This window comes from Kitasatospora sp. NPDC054768 (assembly GCF_053612025.1).
Genome location: NZ_JBSHBN010000047.1, coordinates 38,171 through 56,742 on the forward strand (window position 1 = coordinate 38,171; position 18,572 = coordinate 56,742).

The following is an 18,572-nucleotide window of genomic DNA, read 5'->3' on the forward strand; positions in this document are numbered from 1 at the left end:
GTCGGCGGGGATCCGATGAATCATCCCATCACGTGACAGAACGGTCATATGACGCCCATGTTCTCAATTCCGGCGGCCTTCACACCCGAAAAGTGCTCCGCCGGTCGGGTGACCATCGGATGATCTGACCAAGCCTCGGCTCCGGCCGGACAGCGGCGCGGGCAGGAAAGCGGACGGGGAAACGGACGGGGAACGGACCGGGACCCACGCGCAGGGCCGCGCTACCGGCCGATCCGACGGGTGTGGGTGCGCAGCCGGTGGTGCCGCTCCGGTCGGCTCTCCAGCCCGGTCGGCCCCACCGCGAAGACCCGGCTGCGCCCGGCCCGGACGGTACGACGGCGCTGCTGCGCCAGGCGGGAGCGGTCCGGACCGGCCTCGGCCGACCCGAGCGCCGGGTCCGCCGCGCCCCGGGCCGTCCCGGCGGCGGCCGCCGAACGGCGGTCGGCCAGCCGGGCCTGACGGCGGGCCAGCGCCCGGGCGGCGTGCGCGTCGAGGTGGGCGCTGGCCCGGGCGGCCATCCGCTCGGCCACCCGGTGCGCCGCCGGGTGGTTGGCGGGCACCTTGTCGGGGGCGCCGGCGATCAGGTCGAAAAGCCAGGTGCGGGCCCGGTCCGCGCGCCGGTGCAGCAGGAGCTCACGCCGCAGCGCACGCGCCCGGCGGCGGGGGCGCGCGGCGTACCGCCAGCGGGCCCACGGGCTGCTCGGGCGGGCCAGCCGGATCGCCCCGATCCAGGACAGGCCGGGGACCATGATCCCGAGCAGGCCGGTCCACACCTTGCCCTTGAGCAGGGTGATCACCGAGGCCAGCGAGTTCACCGAGATGATCGTGATCAGGCCCCACCTGGTCTCCTCGCCGGGCACCACGCCGAGCGGCACGTACCCGACCAGCAGCAGGGAGGTGAACAGGATGCCGAAGATCACCGCGTCCACCGATTTGCGGCCCTGTTCGCTCCAGTACACGTCGTCCAGGTGCAGGATCAGCGCGAACTCGTCCAGCACCAGACCGCAGCCGATGCCGAAGGCCAGGCCGAACACGTCGATCCACGGGTGCCCGCCGTAGGTGGCGAACACCCCGATGCCGCCGAGCAGCAGGAAGCCCAGGCCGAACACCATGTGGTGGATGTGCAGGCCGCCCGGGGTCACGTTGCCCGGCCACCAGCGCACCTGGGCGCGGATCATCCGGACGCTGAACCGGATGAAGACGAAAGAGGTGATGAATCCGACCAGCAGCAGGAACAGCGGTTGCTTGTGCGCGGCGACGATGTGCTCGCGGTAGCCGTCCAGCAGTGTCGTCATGGGTCTTACCTTCGTTCCTGGTCCTGCGTCCTGCCTGCCGTGACGTGGCCCGGGGGCCGGGGACCGGGGCCCGGGGACCGCATCGCCCCGGTACCGGCTCGACGTCCGGCCCGACGTCCGGTCAGAACCCTCGAGTGCGCTTGGCCGCCCGGCGCGGCACGACCGGGTAGAGCGACGGGCGCTCGGCGCCGACCGGCAGTTTCAGGAACAGCCGGGCGATCTCCCCGCCCAGGTTCACCCCGACCGCCAGCGCCATCGCGATCGCCGCCGCCCGGAAGACCGACACCAGGCCGGCGCTGGAGTGCCCCTGGGCGAAGGCGAGCATCCCGAGGTAGAGCGCCGAACCGGGCATCAGCGGACCGATCGCGGCGGTCACGTACGGCAGCGCCGACCCGTTGCGGTAGCGCGCCATCAGCTGGCCGAAGAGGCCGACCAGCCCGGCCGCCACGCCGGTCGCCGCGATCGGGTTGACGCCCGCGTTGTACACCAGCGCACCGTAGCTGGCCCAGCCGATGCCGCTGTTGACGGTGACCAGGGCCAGCGTGCGGCGGTCGGTCTGGAGCAGCGTCGCGAAGGCCAGGGTCAGCACCATCGCGGCGACCATCTGGACCGGCGGGTAGTTGACGCCCACCAGGCTCTCGTCCGGGCGCAGGTTCGCCTCGAAGCCGACGCCCAGGTAGAGGATCACCATCACCCCGATCACGATGCCCGCGACCAGGTAGATCACTTCCAGCAGGCGGGCCGCGGCGGTGATGTAGAAGCCGGTCAGGCCGTCCTGCACGGCGGCGACCAGGGCGCGCCCGGGCAGCAGGGCGAACAGGCCACCGGTGATCACGACCGAGCCGCGCAGGCCCCAGTCGTTGAGCGAGAGGATGATGCCGGAGGCGGCGGCCGGCATCGCGGCCGCCACGAACTGGTAGAACTCCGGCAGCCGGCGCCGGGCCAGCGCGGAGGCCAGCCGGTCGCCCAGGACGGCCGCGACGAAGGCGCTCGCGAACACCAGCCAGGCCTTGTCGTCCACCCGCCCGCCGACCAGGAAGGTCGCCGCGCCGGCCAGCAGGCCGGTGGTCAGGGCGAGGAACCAGGCGGGGTACGGGTGCCGGTTGCGGCGGATCAGCGCGAGCCGGCGGTAGGCGTCGTTGACCGTCACGTTCTCCGCGGTGATGTCCGCGACCAGCGCGTACACCGCGTCGAGCCGGGTGTAGTCGGAGGTCCGGCGGCGCACCACGCGGTCGGCGGTGACCGGCGGCTCGACCAGCGAGGGCTGGTACGAGATGCCGATCAGGGTGAAGGTGACCTGCGGCTCGCAACGGTCCAACCGGTAGGCGTGCGCGATGCCGAGCATCGCCGCCTCGACGTCCTCGGCTGCCTCGCCGCTGGCCAGCAGCAACTCGCCGATGCGCAGCGTCAGGTCGAGGATGCGCGGGACGTTGCGGGTGACGGACGCGGAGGGGTGCATTTCGCGGGCGGTGCGCTCGAAGGCGGGCCGCTCGGACATCGGGGTGCGCAGCAGGGTGCGCATCCGGTCCGGCCAGGGCGCCTCGCCGGGGGCGCCGGCGGTGAGGTCCGGGACCGGGATGCCGGTGGGCGGGGTGTAGCCGGCCGCCCGCCACTCCTCGGGGGTGAGGGTGTCCTCGGCGACCGAACGGCGACGGGCCGGGCGCTCGGCCTCGGCCCGTCCGGTCGCGGCGCGGACCGCCGGCCCGGGTACCGACTCGGGTACCGGCTCGGGCTCGGGCTCGGGGGCCAGCAGGCCCTTGGTCTCCGGGACGGGCGGGGCGAGCGGGACGACGATGGTGGGCTCGACCGGCGGGGCGGGGTAGCCGAGCAGGCCCTCGGTGGGCGGGGCGTCGGCCGGGTGCACCGGCTTCGGGGGTGCCTGCCGCGCCTGTCGGACCGCCCTGCCCCCCCTCGCCCGCTTGCCCGTACCCGGTCGGCCCCGCTTAGGCACTTCCGCTCCTTGCCACCCCTGGCGGCCTCCGGCCACCGCTCGATCTCGGGTTACACCTTGCCTGATCGAACAGCCGGACGCACATGTACGCGGCGTCCCGTGGCCGGAGCGGCGGACGCCTACCCGGCGCGGTGGCGGGTGGCGGACGCCGCGCCGGAGCGGCGCGCCCGCAGCAGCTCGATCGCCACCGGGATCACCGAGACCAGCACGATGCCGACCAGGATGGCCTCGATGTTGTCCCGGACGAACGGGATCTGCCCCAGGAAGTAGCCGAGCACGGTGACGCCGCCGCCCCACAGCACGCCACCGACCAGGTTGAACACCACGAAGCCGCGGTAGTTCATCCTGCTCACCCCGGCGACGATCGGGGTGAAGGTGCGCACGATCGGCACGAAGCGGGCCAGCACGATCGCCTTGGGGCCGTGCCGGTCGAAGAAGGCGGCGGCCTTCTCGACGTTCTCCTGCTTGAAGACCCGGGAGTCGGGACGGCGGAAGAGGCTCGGGCCGACCTTGCGGCCGAAGAGGTAGCCGACCTGGTCCCCGGCCACCGCGGCGACCACGATCAGCGCGCAGACCAGCCAGAGCGGCTGGTGCAGGTAGGTGCCGCCGGCCACCAGCAGGCCGGTGGTGAACAGCAGCGAGTCACCCGGCAGGAAGAAGCCGATCAGCAGACCGGACTCGGCGAAGACGATGGCCAGGATGCCGATCAGGCCGAAGGTGGAGATCAGGGTGGTCGGATCGAGCCAGGACGGGCCGAGGGCGAGGCTGGTCACGGTGCGGGCACTCCGGGAGGTCGAGTCTTGGCAATGAAACAGTAAAGCATTGACAAAGACTCGGCTGGAGGCGGAATGGTTCCCGGGCCGGCCCGCACACGGCGGAGCGCGCGGCACGGCCGGGAACGCGCGCGGCCCCGGCGGGGGCCCGGAGGGGCCGGCCCGCCGGGGCCGCGCGGTCGAGGACGGTCAGAGCCCGTAGCGCTCGACGATCTCCTCGTGCCGGGCGGGGGCCGTGCCGGCCGCCTTGGCCAGCTCCGCCCAGGCGAGCGGGTGGGCCCAGCCGTCGGTCAGCCGCAGCAGCAGGGCGTCGGCCTCGGCGGCCGAGGCGGTCGGCGGGACGCCGAGGGCCGCGTAGACACCGGGCAGGGTGTCGCCGCCGTCCGCCGGGTCGGTGATCCGGTACTGGTCCCCGCTGTACACCCAGACCGCGTACCCCGCCCCGTGCAGCTCCTCCCGCAGGGCCGACCACGGCTCGTCGCCGGGCCAGCCGCCGTCGATCCAGTAGGTGGTGTACCCGGCCGGGTCGAGCAGGGTGAGCAGCTCGAACACCGGACGCCAGCGCTGCCGCTCCTCCTCGGGCGCGTCCTCGGCCGGCGGGCGCTCCAGCAGGGCCGGGGCGAAGACCACCACGTCGCCGTGGTTGAGCGTCAGGTCGTCCCCGAGCACGGGCAGGATGCGGGCGGTGGCCGGGCCGGTCCGCAGGGCGGGCAGGTCGGACGTCGCGCCGTTGGTGCGGGTGGCCCGGACGGTGACCAGCTGCCACTCCTCGTCCACCGGGCCCTCGGGCTCGTCGAACTCGATGTCGAGCAGCGCGCCGGTGGAACGGACCACCGCCCAGTCCCGGTTGGCGGTGGCCGCGGTGATCAGGTGCCACAGGTCCGGCTCCCGGACCGCCCGGTGGCCGTCCTCCTCGGCGGAGTCCTCGGCGGTGTCCGCGGCCGGCGCCGCGCGCTCCAGCAGTTCCAGGTACATCCGCTGCGCGGTGGCGTGGTCGCCCAGCTCGGTGGCGGCGTGGGCGGCGAGGCGACGGGTGTTGATCACCTCGTCGTCCAGCACCAGGATCGCCCGGCACTGCTCCAGCGCCTCGGCCCAGCGGCCCTCGGCGGCGGCCCAGCGGGCGCGTATCCAGTGCCCGTCGGCCGGGGCGGAGACGGCCACCCGGTCGGCGAGGCGGCGGATGCCCTCGGCGTCCCGGGCCTCGATCAGCATCTCGCCGAGCGCGCCGGTCAGCTCGCGGTCGGCCGGGTCGTCCTCCAGGTACCGCCACAGCAGGTCGGCCGCGGCGCGGGCGTGGCCGAGGCCGCCCAGCACGGTGGCCAGGAGCACCGCCAGTCCGGTGGCGCCGGCCTGCTCACCCCGGTACCGGTCCAGGGCGACGGAGAGCAGGTCGGCGCCGGTCTCGTAGGGCACCCGGACCTCGGCCAGGTGCGCCGTCAGCTCGCCCGGCGGGACGGGCAACTCGGGCTCCGGCAGTGCCTCGGCGGCCGCGCGCAGCGCCGCGACCTGCTCCGACACGCCGTCGGTGCGCCGCAGCCGGGTGAGCTTGCGCTCCCCGGTCGCGGCGAGGGTGAGCGCCACCGTACGGGCACCGCGGGCGAGCGCGAGCCGCCCCGCCGCCAGCAGCAGGTCCACGCACGGGCGGTGCGCGCCGACGCCGTCCAGGTAGCCGACCCAGCCGGCCAGGACGGCGCCCAGTTCGGCGTCGTTCTCCCGGGCCCCGGCCGCGACCAGCAGCTCGACCGTCTGCGTCCAGGCGGTGCGCAGGTCGGCGTGCCGTTCGGCCTCGGCCCGCTCGGGCAGCAGGGCGAGCGCCTCCTCGGTGCGGCCGAGCGAGGCGAGCGCGCGGGCCCGCAGCAGGGCGCCCCAGCGCTGGTCGCGCTCGTCCAGCCGGCGCCCCTGCGTCTGCTCGGCCCGCTCGGCCGTCGCCAGCAGCTCCAGCACCTCCTCGTGCCGGCCCAGCAGGTGCAGGGTGCCGGCCCGGGCCTGGTGGAAGCGGAGCGAGACCGGCTGGCCGGCCGCCCGCATCCGGTTGGCCGCGGAGTCCAGGTGGTCCAGCGCCTCGGCCGCCCGGCCGTCGTCCTCCAGGGCGTCGGAGTACTCGCGGGACAGGCAGTCGTAGCAGGCCCGGTCGGGCTCGATCCGGTCCAGCGTCTCGCCGACCACGGCGAGCCGCTCGGCCACGTACCCCGGCCCGTCGACCCGGGCGTGGCAGATCGCGAAGTCCTGCACCACGCAGACGGACTGCGGGCAGTTCGCCGTCTCCTCCCGGTGCGCGAAGTCCAGCAGGTCGACCGCCTCGGGCAGCACCGCCTCGCCCTGCTGGCGCTTGTTCAGCAGGTTCTGCATCCGCCAGTGCCGCAGGTAGACCTCGACCCAGGGCAGGCCGAGCGCCCGGGCGGCGGCCACGGCCTCCGGGTAGAGCGCGTCGAGCTGCTCGTTGCGCCCCTCGGTGGCGTGCTCGGGCAGCTCGACGATGGCGTCGGCCAGCCGGTGGTGGCCGGCCTCGGCCAGCTGCCGGTGGGTGTCGCGCACCCAGGCCCAGATGTCGGTGGTCATGCCTGCTCCCCCTGCGTCGTGCTGATGAGGTGTCTACCGCACCCCACTGACAATCCGTCCGTCACCGCTCCTCCGAGAGCGCCCCGGGGCTGTCCGGGACCTCCGGCAGACCGGCCGGGACGGCGGCGGTCAGGGCGGAGACCGCGGTGCCGATGCCAGCCAGCGCGGCGGTGAGGTCGCCCTCGGACGGTCCGGACGAGGCCGCGGCCATGATCACCTTGATCGAGCGGAGCAGCCCGGCGGCGGTCGCGCTGCCGGTGTGCCCGCCGCGGTAGGCGGCCAGCAGGTCCCGGACCGCCGGGCTGGCGAGGTTGAGGTAGAGCCGGGCCCGGACCTCGCCGTCGGTGCGGGCGGTGAAGGCGCGGGCCAGCCGCAGGGCGGCCGAGGGTATCCGGGCGTCCGCCCGGTCGTCCTCGATCCGGGCCTTCAGCTCGGCCTCGCGGTCCGGCACCAGCACCAGCGGCAGGCCGGGCGGGTCGAAGCGGGCCGGGACGAGCTGCTCGCCCGGGTCGGCGAGGGCGCCGGCCAGCCAGGCCGACTCGTGCTCCGGCAGCGGGCGCTCCGGGTCGCGGAACAGCTCGCGGTCGCCCTGCTCGCTGCCCAGCTCGACCACCCGGCAGCCGCGCAGCTGGGCGTAGCGGCGCAGGAACGGCAGGACGGCGTAGCGGTCGCCGCGGGCGATCGGCACCCGCATCGCCCGGTACAGCATCTCCTCGAAGCCGCCGCCGCTGCCGAGCGCGACGTGCACCGCGCCGCCTCCCGCCGCGCGCAGCGCGCCGGCCGTGAGGTCGCCCTGCGAGGTGGGCACCGGGACGTCGTCGGCGAGCAGGGTGAACAGCCGGTCGTCGCAGAGCGCGGCACCGAGCAGGTCGTTGCCGTGCCGGGCGAGGATGCGGCGCCACGCGGCGGGCCGCAGCCGGGCGGTCTCGTAGAGGCCGTCCACGATGGCGTCGGTGAGGGCCTTGCGCAGCGCGTGGTAGTGCTCGTCGCGCTGGAGGTCCTCGCGGCTGGCGGTGGGGGTGAGCCGGTTGGACTCGACCACGCCGCCGATGAACCCGGCCCAGCGGGGCAGCAGGTCGCGGGCGTCCTCGGCGAGCAGCATGCCGCGCAGGTAGACGGCGAGGTCGCGGTTGTCGCTGCTGCCGTAGGTGCCGCCGTCCTGGACCCAGAGCAGGCCGACCGCGTCGGTGACGTCCTCGACCGGGTGGACCGGGAAGGCGGTGAGCGGCTCGAAGCGGCGGCCGAAGGCGGCGGCGAAGCGCATCCGGGCGGCGTACTGGTCGCCGCCGGAGGGGTGGCGCCAGGGCACCTCGACGGAGTTGACCGGCTGCTCGTCGTCCCCGAGGTGGACCGGGACCGGCAGCAGCACGCAGTAGCGGGTGAGCACGTCGCGCAGCACGTCCTCGTCGGCGAGGTGGGCGTGCTCGGCCTTGAGGGTCAGCTCGACCACCGTGCCCGGGCGGGGCCGGGCGGGCACCGGCTCGACCCGGTACTGCTCGCCGCCGCGGCTGCGGTAGCGGTGGCCGAGGTGCGGTTCGCGGTGGGAGGTGGTGGTGACGGTGACCTCGTCGGCGACCGAGAAGGCGGAGAGGAAGCCCAGGCCGAAGGCGCCGATCAGCTCCTGGTTGCCGGTCAGTTCGCGCAGCATCCGGGTGTAGCCGGTGCCGACGGTGGCCAGGTAGGAGTGGATCTCGGGTTCGGTGAGGCCGGCGCCGGTGTCCTCGATGGCGACGGTCCGCCGGGCGGCGTCGGCGCGCACCCGGATCAGCGGGCGGTGGTCGCCGTCCGGGTCCTCCAGGAGCCGGCGGGTGTGCGAGTCGTGCGCGTTCTGGACGAGTTCGCGCAGGGCGACCAGCGGGGTGGAGTAGAGGTGGGTGGCGAGGACGTTCACCAGGCCGCCGAGATCGACCTCGGTCGTGCGCAGCTCCTCGGCGGGGGTGGGCTCGGGCGGGGCACCATCAGACATGGGTCCCCAGTGTGCCAGTGCGACTATCTGGCGACCATTTCTTTCTTCTTCGGCACCCTCCTGACGGAATGACGGAATATCGTCAACTCCGAATTGACCGGTCCTCCCCCATCGGGGGAATTTCCACCCGTTCGGTGGAGTTCGTCCACCGCACCGGTGAATGCTGAACCGGCGACGTACGTACGGCGAGCCGCCCGGCCCCGCGGGCCACGGCGCCCCGGAGCGGCCACCCCGGACGGCGCCACGATCCGCACTTCTCGCCAGGGAGACCAGCGTGTCCCGTATTCGCGCAGCCGCCGCCACCGCCGCCCTCGGGGCGTTCCTCCTCGTCGGCGTCGGCGCCGCCACCGCGCACGCCGACAACGGAGCCGGCTCGACCGACCACTCCACCGGCAGCGTGGTGAGCGACGCGGGCTCCGGCAACATCATCGGCGACGTCCACGGAAACGTGGTCAACACCCAGCAGACGGCCACCGGTTCGGGTGCGGGCAACCAGAACAACAACCTCGCGGTGACGGGCAACGGCGGAAGCGTCAGCGGCACCCAGAACAACAGCGGGAACACCGGCGCCCCCCAGGGCAACGGCGGGAACTCCCGGGGCACCGGGGGCAACCGCTAGAGCGCCCCTCCCCCGGACGTCCCCAGCGCCGCCCGGCCGAGCCGCAGCAGGCAGTCCCCGAGATCCGGCCTGGTGCTGTGCGGGCGGTTCCGCACCCCGTCGTTGACCAGCGCGAACAGCGCGTGCACCCGGATCCGGGCGGCCGCCGGGTCGAGCCCGGGGTGCACCTGCCGCAGCAGGCCGACCCAGGTGCGCAGGAAGTCCCGCCGGAAGTCCACCGCGGCCCGGCGGTCGGGCGGGGCCAGCCGCTCCGTCTCGCTCAGCATGGCGCCCAGGTAGTCCCCGTTGCGCAGCGCGAAGCCGACGTACGCGCCCAGCCCGGCCTCCAGCGCCGCCCCGGGCCCGGCGGCGGCCGAGATCGCGCCGTCCACCTCGTGCCAGAGCCGCTCGCGGCTGCGCACCAGCGAGGCGGCGAGCAGCTCGGCCTTGCTGTCGAAGTGCCGGTACACACTGGGACCGGATATGCCGACGGCGGCGCCGAGTTGGTCGGTGCTGACGTTGTCGAAGCCGCGCTGGTGGAACAGCCGGACGGCCGCCGCGAGCAGCTCCTCCCGGCGCGCCCGCGACCTGGGCTCCGGCGCCGCCCCGGAGGCGGGCTCCGGCGCCACCGGCACCGGCCCGGCGCAGGGCCCCGTGGCCGTACCGCCCAGGGGGACCGCCAGGACGGCCGCGACCATCCCGCGCAGCAGCGCCTCGGCCCGTCGGGGCTGCGGCGCCGCCGACTGGTAGGACAGCCCGGCGCAGGCCGAGAGCGCCGACCAGCACAGCAACTCGGCGTCCCCGGCGGCGAGTTCCGGCCGTTCCACGCGCAGCACCGCGACCATCAGGGCGACGTCGGCGCGCAGTTCACGGCGCAGCGCCGCCCGCCGGGCCGGCGGCAGCAGCCGGGCGTCGCGCTGCACCAGGGTGCCGAGCGGGCGGTGGCCGACCGCGACGGCGGCCAGCGCGGCGCCGAGGTCGGCGGTGGTGCGGGCCGGGCGCAGGCCTTCGGCGAGTGCGTCCAGGCCCAACCGGACGACCCGGTCCAGCAGTTCGGGCTTGCCGCGGAAGTGCCGGTAGAGCGCGGGCGCGGTGATGCCGACGCCGGCGGCGACCTCGGTCATCGAGACCTGGTGGTAGCCGCTGCGGTGGAAGCGGTCGGCGGCCACGGCCAGGATCTGGGCGCGCCGCCCGGGCGGCCGTCGGACCACCATGGCGAGCCTCCCTCCCCTTCGGCCGGGCACTGGTCCGGCACTGGCCCGGCACCGGTCCGGCACGGCGCCGACCTCTGGAACGGGACCGTGACCGGCGTCGACGGAAGGCTAGCAAGGATTCACTTCGCACCCCCGCCGACCGCGCTCCCCACCGGCTTTCCGCGCCCGGCCGACTCTGGACAGCCGAAGCTACCCCGGATTAACTTGTGGAGCCACCACCAGGCAGGTTCCGCCCCGGCCGGCAGCCCCGGCCGGCGCCGTCGAAGGGAGCGCCGCCGTGCGCCGCACCGTGTTCAACGAGGACCACGAGGCCTTCCGGGAGACCATCCGGGACTTCATCGCCAACGAGGTCGTCCCGGTCTACGAGAGCTGGGAGACCGACGGTCACCCGCCGCGCGACTTCTACCGGCAGCTCGGCGAGCTCGGCGTCTACGGCATCGAGGTGCCGGAGGAGTACGGCGGCGCGGGCGAGAGCGGATTCAAGTACCAGGCGGTGATCGCCGAGGAGACCGCCCGGGCGGGCGTGAGCTTCGGCTCCTCCGGCGTGCACACCGGCCTGGTGCTGCCGTACCTGCTGGAGTACGCGAACGAGGAGCAGAAGCGGCGCTGGCTCCCCGGTTTCGTCTCCGGCGACATCATGACCGCGATCGCGATGACCGAGCCGGGCGCCGGCTCCGACCTCGCGGGCATCTCCACCACCGCGCGGCTCTCCGAGGACGGCACCCACTACGTCCTGAACGGCGCCAAGACCTTCATCACCGGCGGCGTGCTGGCCGATCTCGTCCTGGTAATCTGCCGCACCGCCCCGTACGACCCGGAGAACCGCCGGGCCGGGCTGTCCATCCTCTGCGTGGACACCGCCTCCGCGGGCTACACCGTCGGCCGCAAGCTCCAGAAGATCGGCCTGCGCACCTCGGACACCGCCGAGCTGGCGTTCAGCGACGTCCGGGTGCCGGTGGAGAACCTGCTCGGCGAGGAGGGCAGGGCCTTCTCCTACCTGACCCACAACCTGGTGCAGGAGCGGCTGGCGATCGCCGTCGGCGCGTACGCGGCGGCCGCTGCGGCGGTGCGGTTCGCGGTCCAGTACGTCAAGGACCGCAAGGTGTTCGGCAAGGCGGTGGCCGAGTTCCAGAACACCAAGTTCACCCTGGCCGACTGCGAGGCCCAGGTGGTGGCGCAGCAGTCGATGGTGGACCGGGCACTGGAGCTGTACCAGCACGGCGGGCTGACCGTCGCGGACGCGGCCGCGGCGAAGCTGTTCTGCACCGAGTCGGCCTCCACGGTGATCGACAAGTGCCTCCAGCTGCACGGCGGTTACGGCTACATCCTGGAGTACCCGATCGCCCGGCTCTACACCGACAACCGGGTGTTCCGGATCTACGGCGGCACCAGCGAGGTCATGCGCAGCATCATCGCCAAGTCGCTGGGCCTGTAGGGCCGTTCGGGTCCGACGGCACGGCGGGCCGTCGTTCCGCGGCGGCCCGCCCCGCTGTTCGCCGGCCCGGCGGCCGGTCTCAGTTGGGTGAGCTGTGCTCGGTGCGCCAGGCCTCCCAGCCCGCGTTGGACGCCACCTTCGCCCCCCGCAGGGCCCGCTGGGCGAGCTCGGTCGGCGGAGTGTCCAGACCGCGCACCCAGCTGCGGCCGGCCGCGATCAGCGCGGCGCACACCACCACCGTCCCGGTCGCGCTGAGCAGGGTGCCGATCGCGGTGAGCGCCACGCCGCCGGTGAGCAGCGGGCGGTTGACCTGGAACCCGGAAATGACTCTGTCGTTGGTCGCCATGCCTCCACGATGCGGGCAGTCGGCGGAGCCTGCACCTCGGACCGCCCGGCCGCGGCACCTCCGGGTGCGGGGTACCCGGGCGTCCGCGACCCTGGGCTCACGGAGTGCGCCCGGAGCCAGGAGGAGGCGCGGTGCCCGATCTCGAACAGCTCGCCGTGGAGCACGCCGCCCGGGCGGCGGAGAGCCCGCACGGGCGCAGCGCCCACCTGGTCCTGCACGACGGGATCCTGCGGCAGACCGTGATCGCGCTGACCGCGGGCACCACGCTGGACGAGCACAACCCGCCCGCCGCGGGCAGCGTCCAGGTGCTGCGCGGCCGGGTCTCGCTGACCATCGCCGGCCGGCGGCTGGAACTGTCGGCCGGCCACCTGGAGCCCGTCCCGCAGGAGCGGCACGGGCTGCTGGCGCACGTCGACTCGGTGGTGCTGCTGACCGCCGTCACCGCGTAGCGGGAGAGGGCTCCGCAGCGGGCGCGGACTCCTCAGCGGGCGAGAGCTCAGTAGCGGGTCAGTGCTCCACGGGGGCGAACACGCTGTCACTGACCAGCCGCAGTCCCCGCAGGAAGTCCTGCCCGCTGGGCGCGAGCTCGGGCGCGGCCAGCCACTGGGCACAGTAGCCGGCCAGCAGCGTCTGGTAGAAGGATCCGCGGGCGACCTCCTCCGCGGTGTCCGGCACCTCGGGCAGCCCCTGGAACACCGCGGCCAGTCCGAGCCGGCCCTCCTTCTGCGCCGCCGCGAAGGCGTCCGCCAGGTCGGGGGCGTGCCCCGCCTGGGCGAGCGCCTCGAACTGGGCCGCCCAGAGCCCGCGGTGCTCGACGAAGACGTCCCGCAGGCCGTCCCAGACGGCCGCGAAGCGCACCTCCGGGTCGTCCGACACCTGGTTGGCGGCGATCACCACCGCGCCCAGGGCCTCCCCCATCTCCCCGATCGCCTCGATCATCGCCGCGTTGAGCAGCGCCTCCTTCGAGCCGAAGTGATAGCCGATCGCGGCCAGGCTGACGCCGGAGGCGGTCGCGATGTCGCGGGCGGTGGTGCGGCCGTAGCCCTTCTCGTACAGGCAGCGCTTGGCGCCGCCCATCAGGTCTTCGCGGTTTCCCATGCCCCGATCCTACGGAAGCCATGGACGAATGTCTCGCACATTCGTCTCACTCGATCGTACGTCTCACTCGATCGTCCGTCTTGCACGAGCGACTTGCACATACGTACTAGACAAGCGTCTGAGTCATCCGTACGGTCTTCCCCATGACCGCAACCACCGGCCGCGCAGGCCGTCGCGAATGGATCGGCCTGGCCGTCCTCCTACTCCCGACCCTCGTCCTCACCATGGACATGGGCGTGCTCTTCTTCGCCGTCCCGTACATCTCCACCACGCTGGCGCCGAGCGGCACCCAGCAGCTGTGGATCATGGACATGTACTCGTTCCTGCTGGCCGGACTGCTCATCACGATGGGCGCGCTGGGCGACCGGATCGGCCGCCGCCGACTGCTGATGATCGGCGCCGCCGGCTTCGCGGGCGCCTCGCTGCTGGCCGCCTGGTCGCACGACGCCAACCAGCTGATCGCGGCGCGTGCGCTGCTCGGCGCCGCCGGGGCCACCGTGATGCCCTCGACCCTCGCGCTGATCCGCAACATGTTCCACGACCCCAAGCAGCGGCAGATCGCGCTCGGCGCCTGGGGCGGCATCCTGACCGCCGGGGCCACCCTCGGCCCGGTCGCCGGCGGGCTCCTGCTGGAGCACTTCTGGTGGGGCTCGGCCTTCCTGCTCGCCGTCCCGGTGATGGCCCTGGTGCTGCTGGCCGCGCCCGTCCTGCTCCCCGAGTACCGCTCCACCGGCCGCACCGGCCGCTTCGACCTGCTCGGCGCCGTGCTCTCGCTGACCGCGATCCTGCCGCTGGTCTACGGCGTCAAGACGATCGCCGTCGAGGGCTGGAGCCCGCTGCCCGGGCTGGCCGTCCCCGCCGGACTGCTGCTGGCCGGTGCCTTCGTGCGGCGCCAGCGCACCGCCGCGAACCCGCTGCTCGACCTGAGCCTGTTCCGGATCCGCACCTTCAGCGGCGCGATCAGCGTCAACAGCATCGCGATGTTCGCGATGATGGGCTTCTCCCTCTTCACTTCGCAGTACCTCCAGCTGGTCAAGGGCATGAGCCCGCTGACCGCCTCGCTCTGGTCGCTGGTGCCGAGCGTGGGCGTCGGCGCCGCGGTCGGGACAAGCTCGGCGCTGGCCGGGAAGGTCCGCCCGGCGGTGCTGATGGGCGGCGGCTTCCTGGTCGGCTCGGCGGGCTTCGCGATGATGACCCTGGTCGGCCCGCACTCCCCGCTGGCGCTCATCCTCACCGCGGCCGGCGTGCTGGCCGCCGGGACGGTCGGCACCATGACGATGACCGCCGAGATGGTCGTCTCCGCCGCCCCGGTCGAGCAGGCCGGCGCCGCCTCCGCCACCTCCGAGACCGCCGTCGAGCTCGGCAGCTCGCTCGGCATCGCCCTGCTCGGCGCGGCCGGCGCCGCGGTCTACCGGCATCGGCTGGACGGCGCCCTCCCGGCCGGGGTCGACGGCGAGGCCGCCCGGACCGCCCAGGACACCCTCGGCGGAGCGGTCACCGTCGCCGCCCACCTGCCCGGCCGACTCGGCGCCGACCTGCTGGAGACCACCCGCACCGCCTTCACCGACGGCCTGCACGTCGCGGCCGTGGTCGGCCTGGTCTTCGCCCTGGGCGCCGCCGTCCTGGCCTACCGCCTGATGCGGCACCTCCCGGCCGCCGCCCCCGCCACCGCCCCGGAGCCCGCTCCGGAGCCCGCCGCCGTCTGACCCGTCCGACCCGTCCGGCCCGATCCACGCGAGTCATCGAGAGCCCCCGCCCATCCCGGGCGGGGGCTCTCCGCCGTCCCGGGAGCCGCCGTCCCGCCCCCGCACAGCGGTCGCGCCGAGCGCCCGCGAGCCCCCACGCCGCGCCTCCACCCGGGGGTGGACCGCGCCGGGTCCACCCCCGGGTGCGTGTGCCGGCCGCCCGCCGGGAGGACCGTGGAAGCACACCTCGGATCCGACCGCCGGGAGCCCCTCATGTCCCTGCCCGCCCTCCTCTCCCTCCTCGGCGTCCTCTGCTGGGTCGCCTACGAGCTGCCGCTGCGCCGGCGCGAGGACGCCGCCGCCGGCACCTGGCACGCCGACCGCCGCGACCGCGGGTCCACCCGGCTGCTGCTCGGCTGCTACGTCCTGTCGGTCCTGGTCGTGGTGCTGTTCGACCGCGCCGGGATCGGCGAACTGCCCTCCTGGGCCGCCTGGTTCGGGGTGGCCCTGGTGGTCGCCGGGCTGGCGCTGCGGGCCTGGGGCATGCGCACCCTGGGCCGCTACTACACCCGCACCCTGCGCACCGTGGACACCCAGCGCCTGGTCCGCACCGGCCCGTACCGGCTGATCCGGCACCCCGGCTACACCGGCAGCCTGCTGGTCTGGGTCGGCTACGCGGTCGGCACCGGCAGCTGGGCGGCCGCCCTGGTGGTCGCGGCCCTGCTGTTCGCCGCGTACGGCTGGCGGATCTCCGCCGAGGAGCGGCTGCTGCTGGACGCCTTCGGGAGCGAGTACGCGCAGTACCGCCGGGTGACGAAGCGCATGGTGCCGTTCGTCCACTGAACGCCCCGACGCGGTCGGCCGGGTGTGAGCTTCGGCACCCGCGTCCGGCCGGGCCGGTGCCGCCGCGCTCGCGATCCGCTCGAACGGCACCTGGTTTTTGGCCAGCGTTTCCCGGCTGGTGTATCCGTTCGCCGTCAGGTACAGGCATACTGGCCAGCACGGGCGCTAGCGCCCGCCATGACTCCTGACAAGAAGGGACCGGTGGCCAGGGATGCTGCGGAACGGTCTTGAGCCCTGGCACATTCTCGTGGTGCTGGCGGTCGTAATCCTGCTGTTCGGATCGAAGAAGCTGCCCGAGATGGCCCGTGGCCTGGGCAAGTCCATGCGCATCCTGAAGGCCGAGACGAAGGCCATGCGCGAGGACGACACCCCGGCGGACGCCGCGGCCGGCACCGCGCAGAGCACCGCCGCTCCCCAGCAGGGCGCCACCGCTCCCCAGCAGAGCGCCGACCGCCCGGCCGTCACGCCGACCAACGTGACCAAGGCCACCGAGACCAAGCGGCCCGAGACGACCGCCTGAGTCCACCCCTTCCTCCGGAAAGCCCCTGGTGAACCACCAGGGGCTTTCCGCGTTCCGGGGCCGGCCTGAGCCGTTCCGGGCCCGCTCCGGCCACCGCCCCTCCCGACTGGCCGTCCGATCTGATCCGTTGTCTCCTGGTGTGCACCCATCGGAGGAACGGAGCCCGGCATGCCGACCGGCGAACCCGGCGCCGGGCCCGAGGGCGGGCCCGGCGACGAACTGGCCGAGCTGCGGGCCCGGCTGAGCGCCGTCGAGGCCCAGGAGGCACGGCTCGCCGAACAGGTGGCCGCCGGGCCGACCTTGCGCCCGGCGGAACGCCCACCGCCCCGGCACCGGGTCCGCTCCTTCCTCGCCGCCCTCCTGATCGTGCCGGCCTGCGCGCTCACCCCGCTCGCCGCCCTCGCGCTCTGGGCACGGTCCGGGATCAGCGACACCGACCGCTACCTCGCGACGATGGCCCCGCTGGCCGAGGACCCCAGGATCAAGGCGGCCGTCACCGACCGGGTGACCGCCGAGATACCGCCGAAACGGAGGGGCCGCAGCTGCGGCGGCCCGTACGGCGACGGCGCGGGGGCTCGCCCGATCGGACCAGGCGGGCGAGCGGACGGGCCCGGGCCCGGGGAGGCTGGGCGGGATGTCCGAGAACTCTCCGCCCCCTGCCGACCTGCGGGCCTGGCTCTGGCTGCTGATCGCGTCGACGCTGCTGATGGTCGGGTACTTCACGCTGCCCCTGGAGTGGCTCGGCGAGCGCCGGCCGCTGCTGAGCTGGCTGGTGTTCGCGGGCGCGCTGGTCGGGCTGACCTGGCTGATGCTGGCCAAGATCGTCGGGGTGATGCGGGGGACGGCCAAGCGGCCGGTGGTCTGGCTGGCCTTCCTCATCTTCCTGGCGATGACCATCTTCGCGGGGACGTACTACGTGCTGGGCGCAAACAAGCCGGAGTTCGCCGGGCTGGAGACCCGGCTGGACGCGCTGTACTTCACCGTGGTGACGATGGCGACGGTCGGGTACGGGGACATCACCCCGGCCGGGCAGACGGCGCGCCTCGTGGTGGTGCTGCAGATCGGGTACAACTTCGTGTTCCTCGCGGCGGCGGCCGGAACGGCGTCCCGGGCGGCCCGGGGGAACGTGGAGCGACGGATCCGACGGCAGGACTGAGGCCGGCGCGGACGGCAACGGACGTCCGCCCGGCATCCCTGCGGCCACCCCGTCGACAAATCTTTCCGACGATTCGTCAAAATCCTTCAGTTCTTTGATGGTTGCTCCGAACCGGCCGCCTCGTCGAGGGCTGCGGGCCGCCCGCCGGCACCCGGCCGACACCACGCTCCGGCCGACCGGGCTGCCCGGATCCGCGAGGACGCCGTACCCGTAAAGTGACCTCACGAAATTCTCATGTTTTCGCTCGGCCGGACGACGCGTTCCGCGGCGGCCAGGGAGACGAAGAAGTCCGGGAGGGTCCGTGGAAGGTCATGAGGTACGCAAGCTCGCCGAGCTCGAGGACCGGCACTGGTGGTACAAGGAGCGGCGGATACTGCTGGGCCGGGAGCTCGCCAAGTTCAGCAAGGCCGGCACCGCGCTGGACATCGGGGCCGCGGGCGGTGGCAACACCCGGGTGCTGAGGGCGAACGGGTGGAAGCCGATCGCGATCGAGTACGGGGAGGAGGGCGCCCAGGTGGCCCGCGACCGCGGGCTCACCGTGATGCGGGCCGACGCCCGCAGGCTCCCGGTCGCCGACGGCGCGATCGACCTGGTGGTCGCCTTCGACGTGCTGGAGCACATCGAGGAGGACGACGCGGCGATGGCCGAGATCCACCGGGTGCTGCGCCCCGGCGGGGTGGCACTCATCGCGGTGCCGAGCGACATGAGGCTCTGGTCGGCGCACGACGTCGCGGTCGGCCACGTCCGCCGCTACACCCGCGACACCCTGCGCGAGGTGATCGTCGGCAGCGGCTTCACCATGGAGACCCTGGACAGCTGGAACGTCCTGCTCCGCCCGGCCGCCGCCTGGCGCCGGAAGAAGAGCACCGGCAGCGACCTGGACGACGTTCCGGCCTTCATCAACACCGCGCTCAGCACGGTGATCGCCGCCGAGCGCTACCTGCCCGTCCAGGGCCTGCCGGGCGTCTCCCTGCTGACCCGGGCCCGCAAGCCCGTCACCGCCGCCAGGTAGGTGCCACCGGGGTTTCCGTCGGCCCCTAGCCGCGCCAGGGGCGGACGGGCGTGCGCCCCGGCGGTTCCTCCGGCGGGTGGGGGGGGCGTCCCCTGCGCGGGAAGTGGGCGGGGGCGTGTTC

At 74.1% G+C, this 18,572-nt stretch carries 16 protein-coding genes; 8 read left to right on the forward strand and 8 right to left on the reverse strand.

Annotation, left to right across the window (positions count from 1 at the left end; all coding sequences use genetic code 11):
* Nucleotides 1–221: 221 nt before the first annotated feature.
* The 5 genes from ACWGKU_RS16995 to ACWGKU_RS17015 form a co-directional block, all read right to left on the reverse strand.
* Complete coding sequence (locus ACWGKU_RS16995) at nucleotides 222–1,295, reverse strand: hypothetical protein (protein ID WP_401054997.1); 1,074 nt, start codon at nucleotides 1,293–1,295, stop codon at nucleotides 222–224.
* Nucleotides 1,296–1,416: 121 nt separating this feature from the next.
* Nucleotides 1,417–3,159, reverse strand: a complete 1,743-nt coding sequence (locus ACWGKU_RS17000) for a threonine/serine ThrE exporter family protein (RefSeq protein WP_452180092.1) — start codon at nucleotides 3,157–3,159, stop codon at nucleotides 1,417–1,419.
* Between the two features lie 206 nt (nucleotides 3,160–3,365).
* The gene (locus ACWGKU_RS17005) at nucleotides 3,366–4,019 is read right to left on the reverse strand and encodes a DedA family protein (protein WP_359910387.1); all 654 of its coding nucleotides are present in this window, start codon (nucleotides 4,017–4,019) and stop codon (nucleotides 3,366–3,368) included.
* Nucleotides 4,020–4,208: 189 nt separating this feature from the next.
* On the reverse strand, nucleotides 4,209–6,578 hold the full coding sequence (locus tag ACWGKU_RS17010; RefSeq protein WP_401051303.1) for a hypothetical protein: 2,370 nt from the start codon (nucleotides 6,576–6,578) through the stop codon (nucleotides 4,209–4,211).
* A gap of 61 nt (nucleotides 6,579–6,639) precedes the next feature.
* On the reverse strand, nucleotides 6,640–8,544 hold the full coding sequence (locus tag ACWGKU_RS17015) for an ATP-binding protein (protein ID WP_452180091.1): 1,905 nt from the start codon (nucleotides 8,542–8,544) through the stop codon (nucleotides 6,640–6,642).
* 274 nt (nucleotides 8,545–8,818) lie between these two features.
* Between ACWGKU_RS17015 and ACWGKU_RS17020 the strand changes: the two genes are divergently transcribed.
* Entirely contained in the window at nucleotides 8,819–9,163 is a 345-nt protein-coding gene (locus tag ACWGKU_RS17020; protein WP_452180090.1) for a hypothetical protein, read from the forward strand.
* Here ACWGKU_RS17020 and ACWGKU_RS17025 read toward each other — a convergent pair.
* On the reverse strand, nucleotides 9,160–10,356 hold the full coding sequence (locus ACWGKU_RS17025) for a TetR/AcrR family transcriptional regulator (protein WP_452180089.1): 1,197 nt from the start codon (nucleotides 10,354–10,356) through the stop codon (nucleotides 9,160–9,162). The two genes, ACWGKU_RS17020 and ACWGKU_RS17025, sit on opposite strands and share 4 nt — an antisense overlap.
* A 277-nt stretch (nucleotides 10,357–10,633) precedes the next feature.
* Between ACWGKU_RS17025 and ACWGKU_RS17030 the strand changes: the two genes are divergently transcribed.
* Nucleotides 10,634–11,791, forward strand: coding sequence for an acyl-CoA dehydrogenase family protein (locus tag ACWGKU_RS17030; RefSeq protein ID WP_401051384.1), 1,158 nt, complete (start codon nucleotides 10,634–10,636; stop codon nucleotides 11,789–11,791).
* Nucleotides 11,792–11,870: 79 nt separating this feature from the next.
* Here the strand turns inward: ACWGKU_RS17030 and ACWGKU_RS17035 are convergent, their stop codons facing one another.
* Complete coding sequence (locus ACWGKU_RS17035) at nucleotides 11,871–12,137, reverse strand: hypothetical protein (RefSeq protein ID WP_401051382.1); 267 nt, start codon at nucleotides 12,135–12,137, stop codon at nucleotides 11,871–11,873.
* Nucleotides 12,138–12,268: 131 nt separating this feature from the next.
* On the opposite strand from ACWGKU_RS17035, the gene ACWGKU_RS17040 reads away from it, so the two are divergent.
* Complete coding sequence (locus ACWGKU_RS17040; RefSeq protein ID WP_401051380.1) at nucleotides 12,269–12,586, forward strand: cupin domain-containing protein; 318 nt, start codon at nucleotides 12,269–12,271, stop codon at nucleotides 12,584–12,586.
* 58 nt (nucleotides 12,587–12,644) lie between these two features.
* Here the strand turns inward: ACWGKU_RS17040 and ACWGKU_RS17045 are convergent, their stop codons facing one another.
* Entirely contained in the window at nucleotides 12,645–13,235 is a 591-nt protein-coding gene (locus ACWGKU_RS17045; RefSeq protein ID WP_401051378.1) for a TetR/AcrR family transcriptional regulator, read from the reverse strand.
* Nucleotides 13,236–13,378: 143 nt separating this feature from the next.
* On the opposite strand from ACWGKU_RS17045, the gene ACWGKU_RS17050 reads away from it, so the two are divergent.
* The 5 genes from ACWGKU_RS17050 (at nucleotide 13,379) to ACWGKU_RS17070 (ending at nucleotide 18,451) form a co-directional block, all read left to right on the forward strand.
* Nucleotides 13,379–14,941, forward strand: coding sequence for an MFS transporter (locus ACWGKU_RS17050; RefSeq protein WP_401051375.1), 1,563 nt, complete (start codon nucleotides 13,379–13,381; stop codon nucleotides 14,939–14,941).
* Nucleotides 14,942–15,193: 252 nt separating this feature from the next.
* Complete coding sequence (locus tag ACWGKU_RS17055) at nucleotides 15,194–15,763, forward strand: methyltransferase family protein (RefSeq protein ID WP_452180088.1); 570 nt, start codon at nucleotides 15,194–15,196, stop codon at nucleotides 15,761–15,763.
* A 211-nt stretch (nucleotides 15,764–15,974) separates the two neighbouring features.
* Nucleotides 15,975–16,283: a Sec-independent protein translocase subunit TatA gene (gene tatA / locus ACWGKU_RS17060; RefSeq protein ID WP_359910355.1), complete on the forward strand. Its 309-nt coding sequence runs from the start codon at nucleotides 15,975–15,977 to the stop codon at nucleotides 16,281–16,283.
* A gap of 634 nt (nucleotides 16,284–16,917) precedes the next feature.
* Nucleotides 16,918–17,439 (forward strand): ion channel, encoded by a 522-nt coding sequence (locus tag ACWGKU_RS17065; protein ID WP_401047904.1) that lies wholly within the window; start codon nucleotides 16,918–16,920, stop codon nucleotides 17,437–17,439.
* 301 nt (nucleotides 17,440–17,740) lie between these two features.
* A complete protein-coding gene (locus ACWGKU_RS17070) occupies nucleotides 17,741–18,451 on the forward strand; it encodes a class I SAM-dependent methyltransferase (protein WP_359910346.1) in 711 nt (236 codons plus the stop codon).
* Nucleotides 18,452–18,572 lie beyond the last annotated feature (121 nt).

Bases quoted from the DNA above. Each gene is read 5' to 3' on its own strand.
- ACWGKU_RS17010 (WP_401051303.1), bottom strand. From the start codon at position 6,578: ATGACCACCGACATCTGGGCCTGGGTGCGCGACACCCACCGGCAGCTG.
- ACWGKU_RS17035 (WP_401051382.1), bottom strand. From the start codon at position 12,137: ATGGCGACCAACGACAGAGTCATTTCCGGGTTCCAGGTCAACCGCCCG.
- tatA (WP_359910355.1), top strand. From the start codon at position 15,975: ATGCTGCGGAACGGTCTTGAGCCCTGGCACATTCTCGTGGTGCTGGCG.
- ACWGKU_RS17065 (WP_401047904.1), top strand. From the start codon at position 16,918: ATGTCCGAGAACTCTCCGCCCCCTGCCGACCTGCGGGCCTGGCTCTGG.
- ACWGKU_RS17055 (WP_452180088.1), top strand. From the start codon at position 15,194: ATGTCCCTGCCCGCCCTCCTCTCCCTCCTCGGCGTCCTCTGCTGGGTC.
- ACWGKU_RS16995 (WP_401054997.1), bottom strand. From the start codon at position 1,295: ATGACGACACTGCTGGACGGCTACCGCGAGCACATCGTCGCCGCGCAC.
- ACWGKU_RS17025 (WP_452180089.1), bottom strand. From the start codon at position 10,356: ATGGTGGTCCGACGGCCGCCCGGGCGGCGCGCCCAGATCCTGGCCGTG.
- ACWGKU_RS17015 (WP_452180091.1), bottom strand. From the start codon at position 8,544: ATGTCTGATGGTGCCCCGCCCGAGCCCACCCCCGCCGAGGAGCTGCGC.
- ACWGKU_RS17050 (WP_401051375.1), top strand. From the start codon at position 13,379: ATGACCGCAACCACCGGCCGCGCAGGCCGTCGCGAATGGATCGGCCTG.
- ACWGKU_RS17045 (WP_401051378.1), bottom strand. From the start codon at position 13,235: ATGGGAAACCGCGAAGACCTGATGGGCGGCGCCAAGCGCTGCCTGTAC.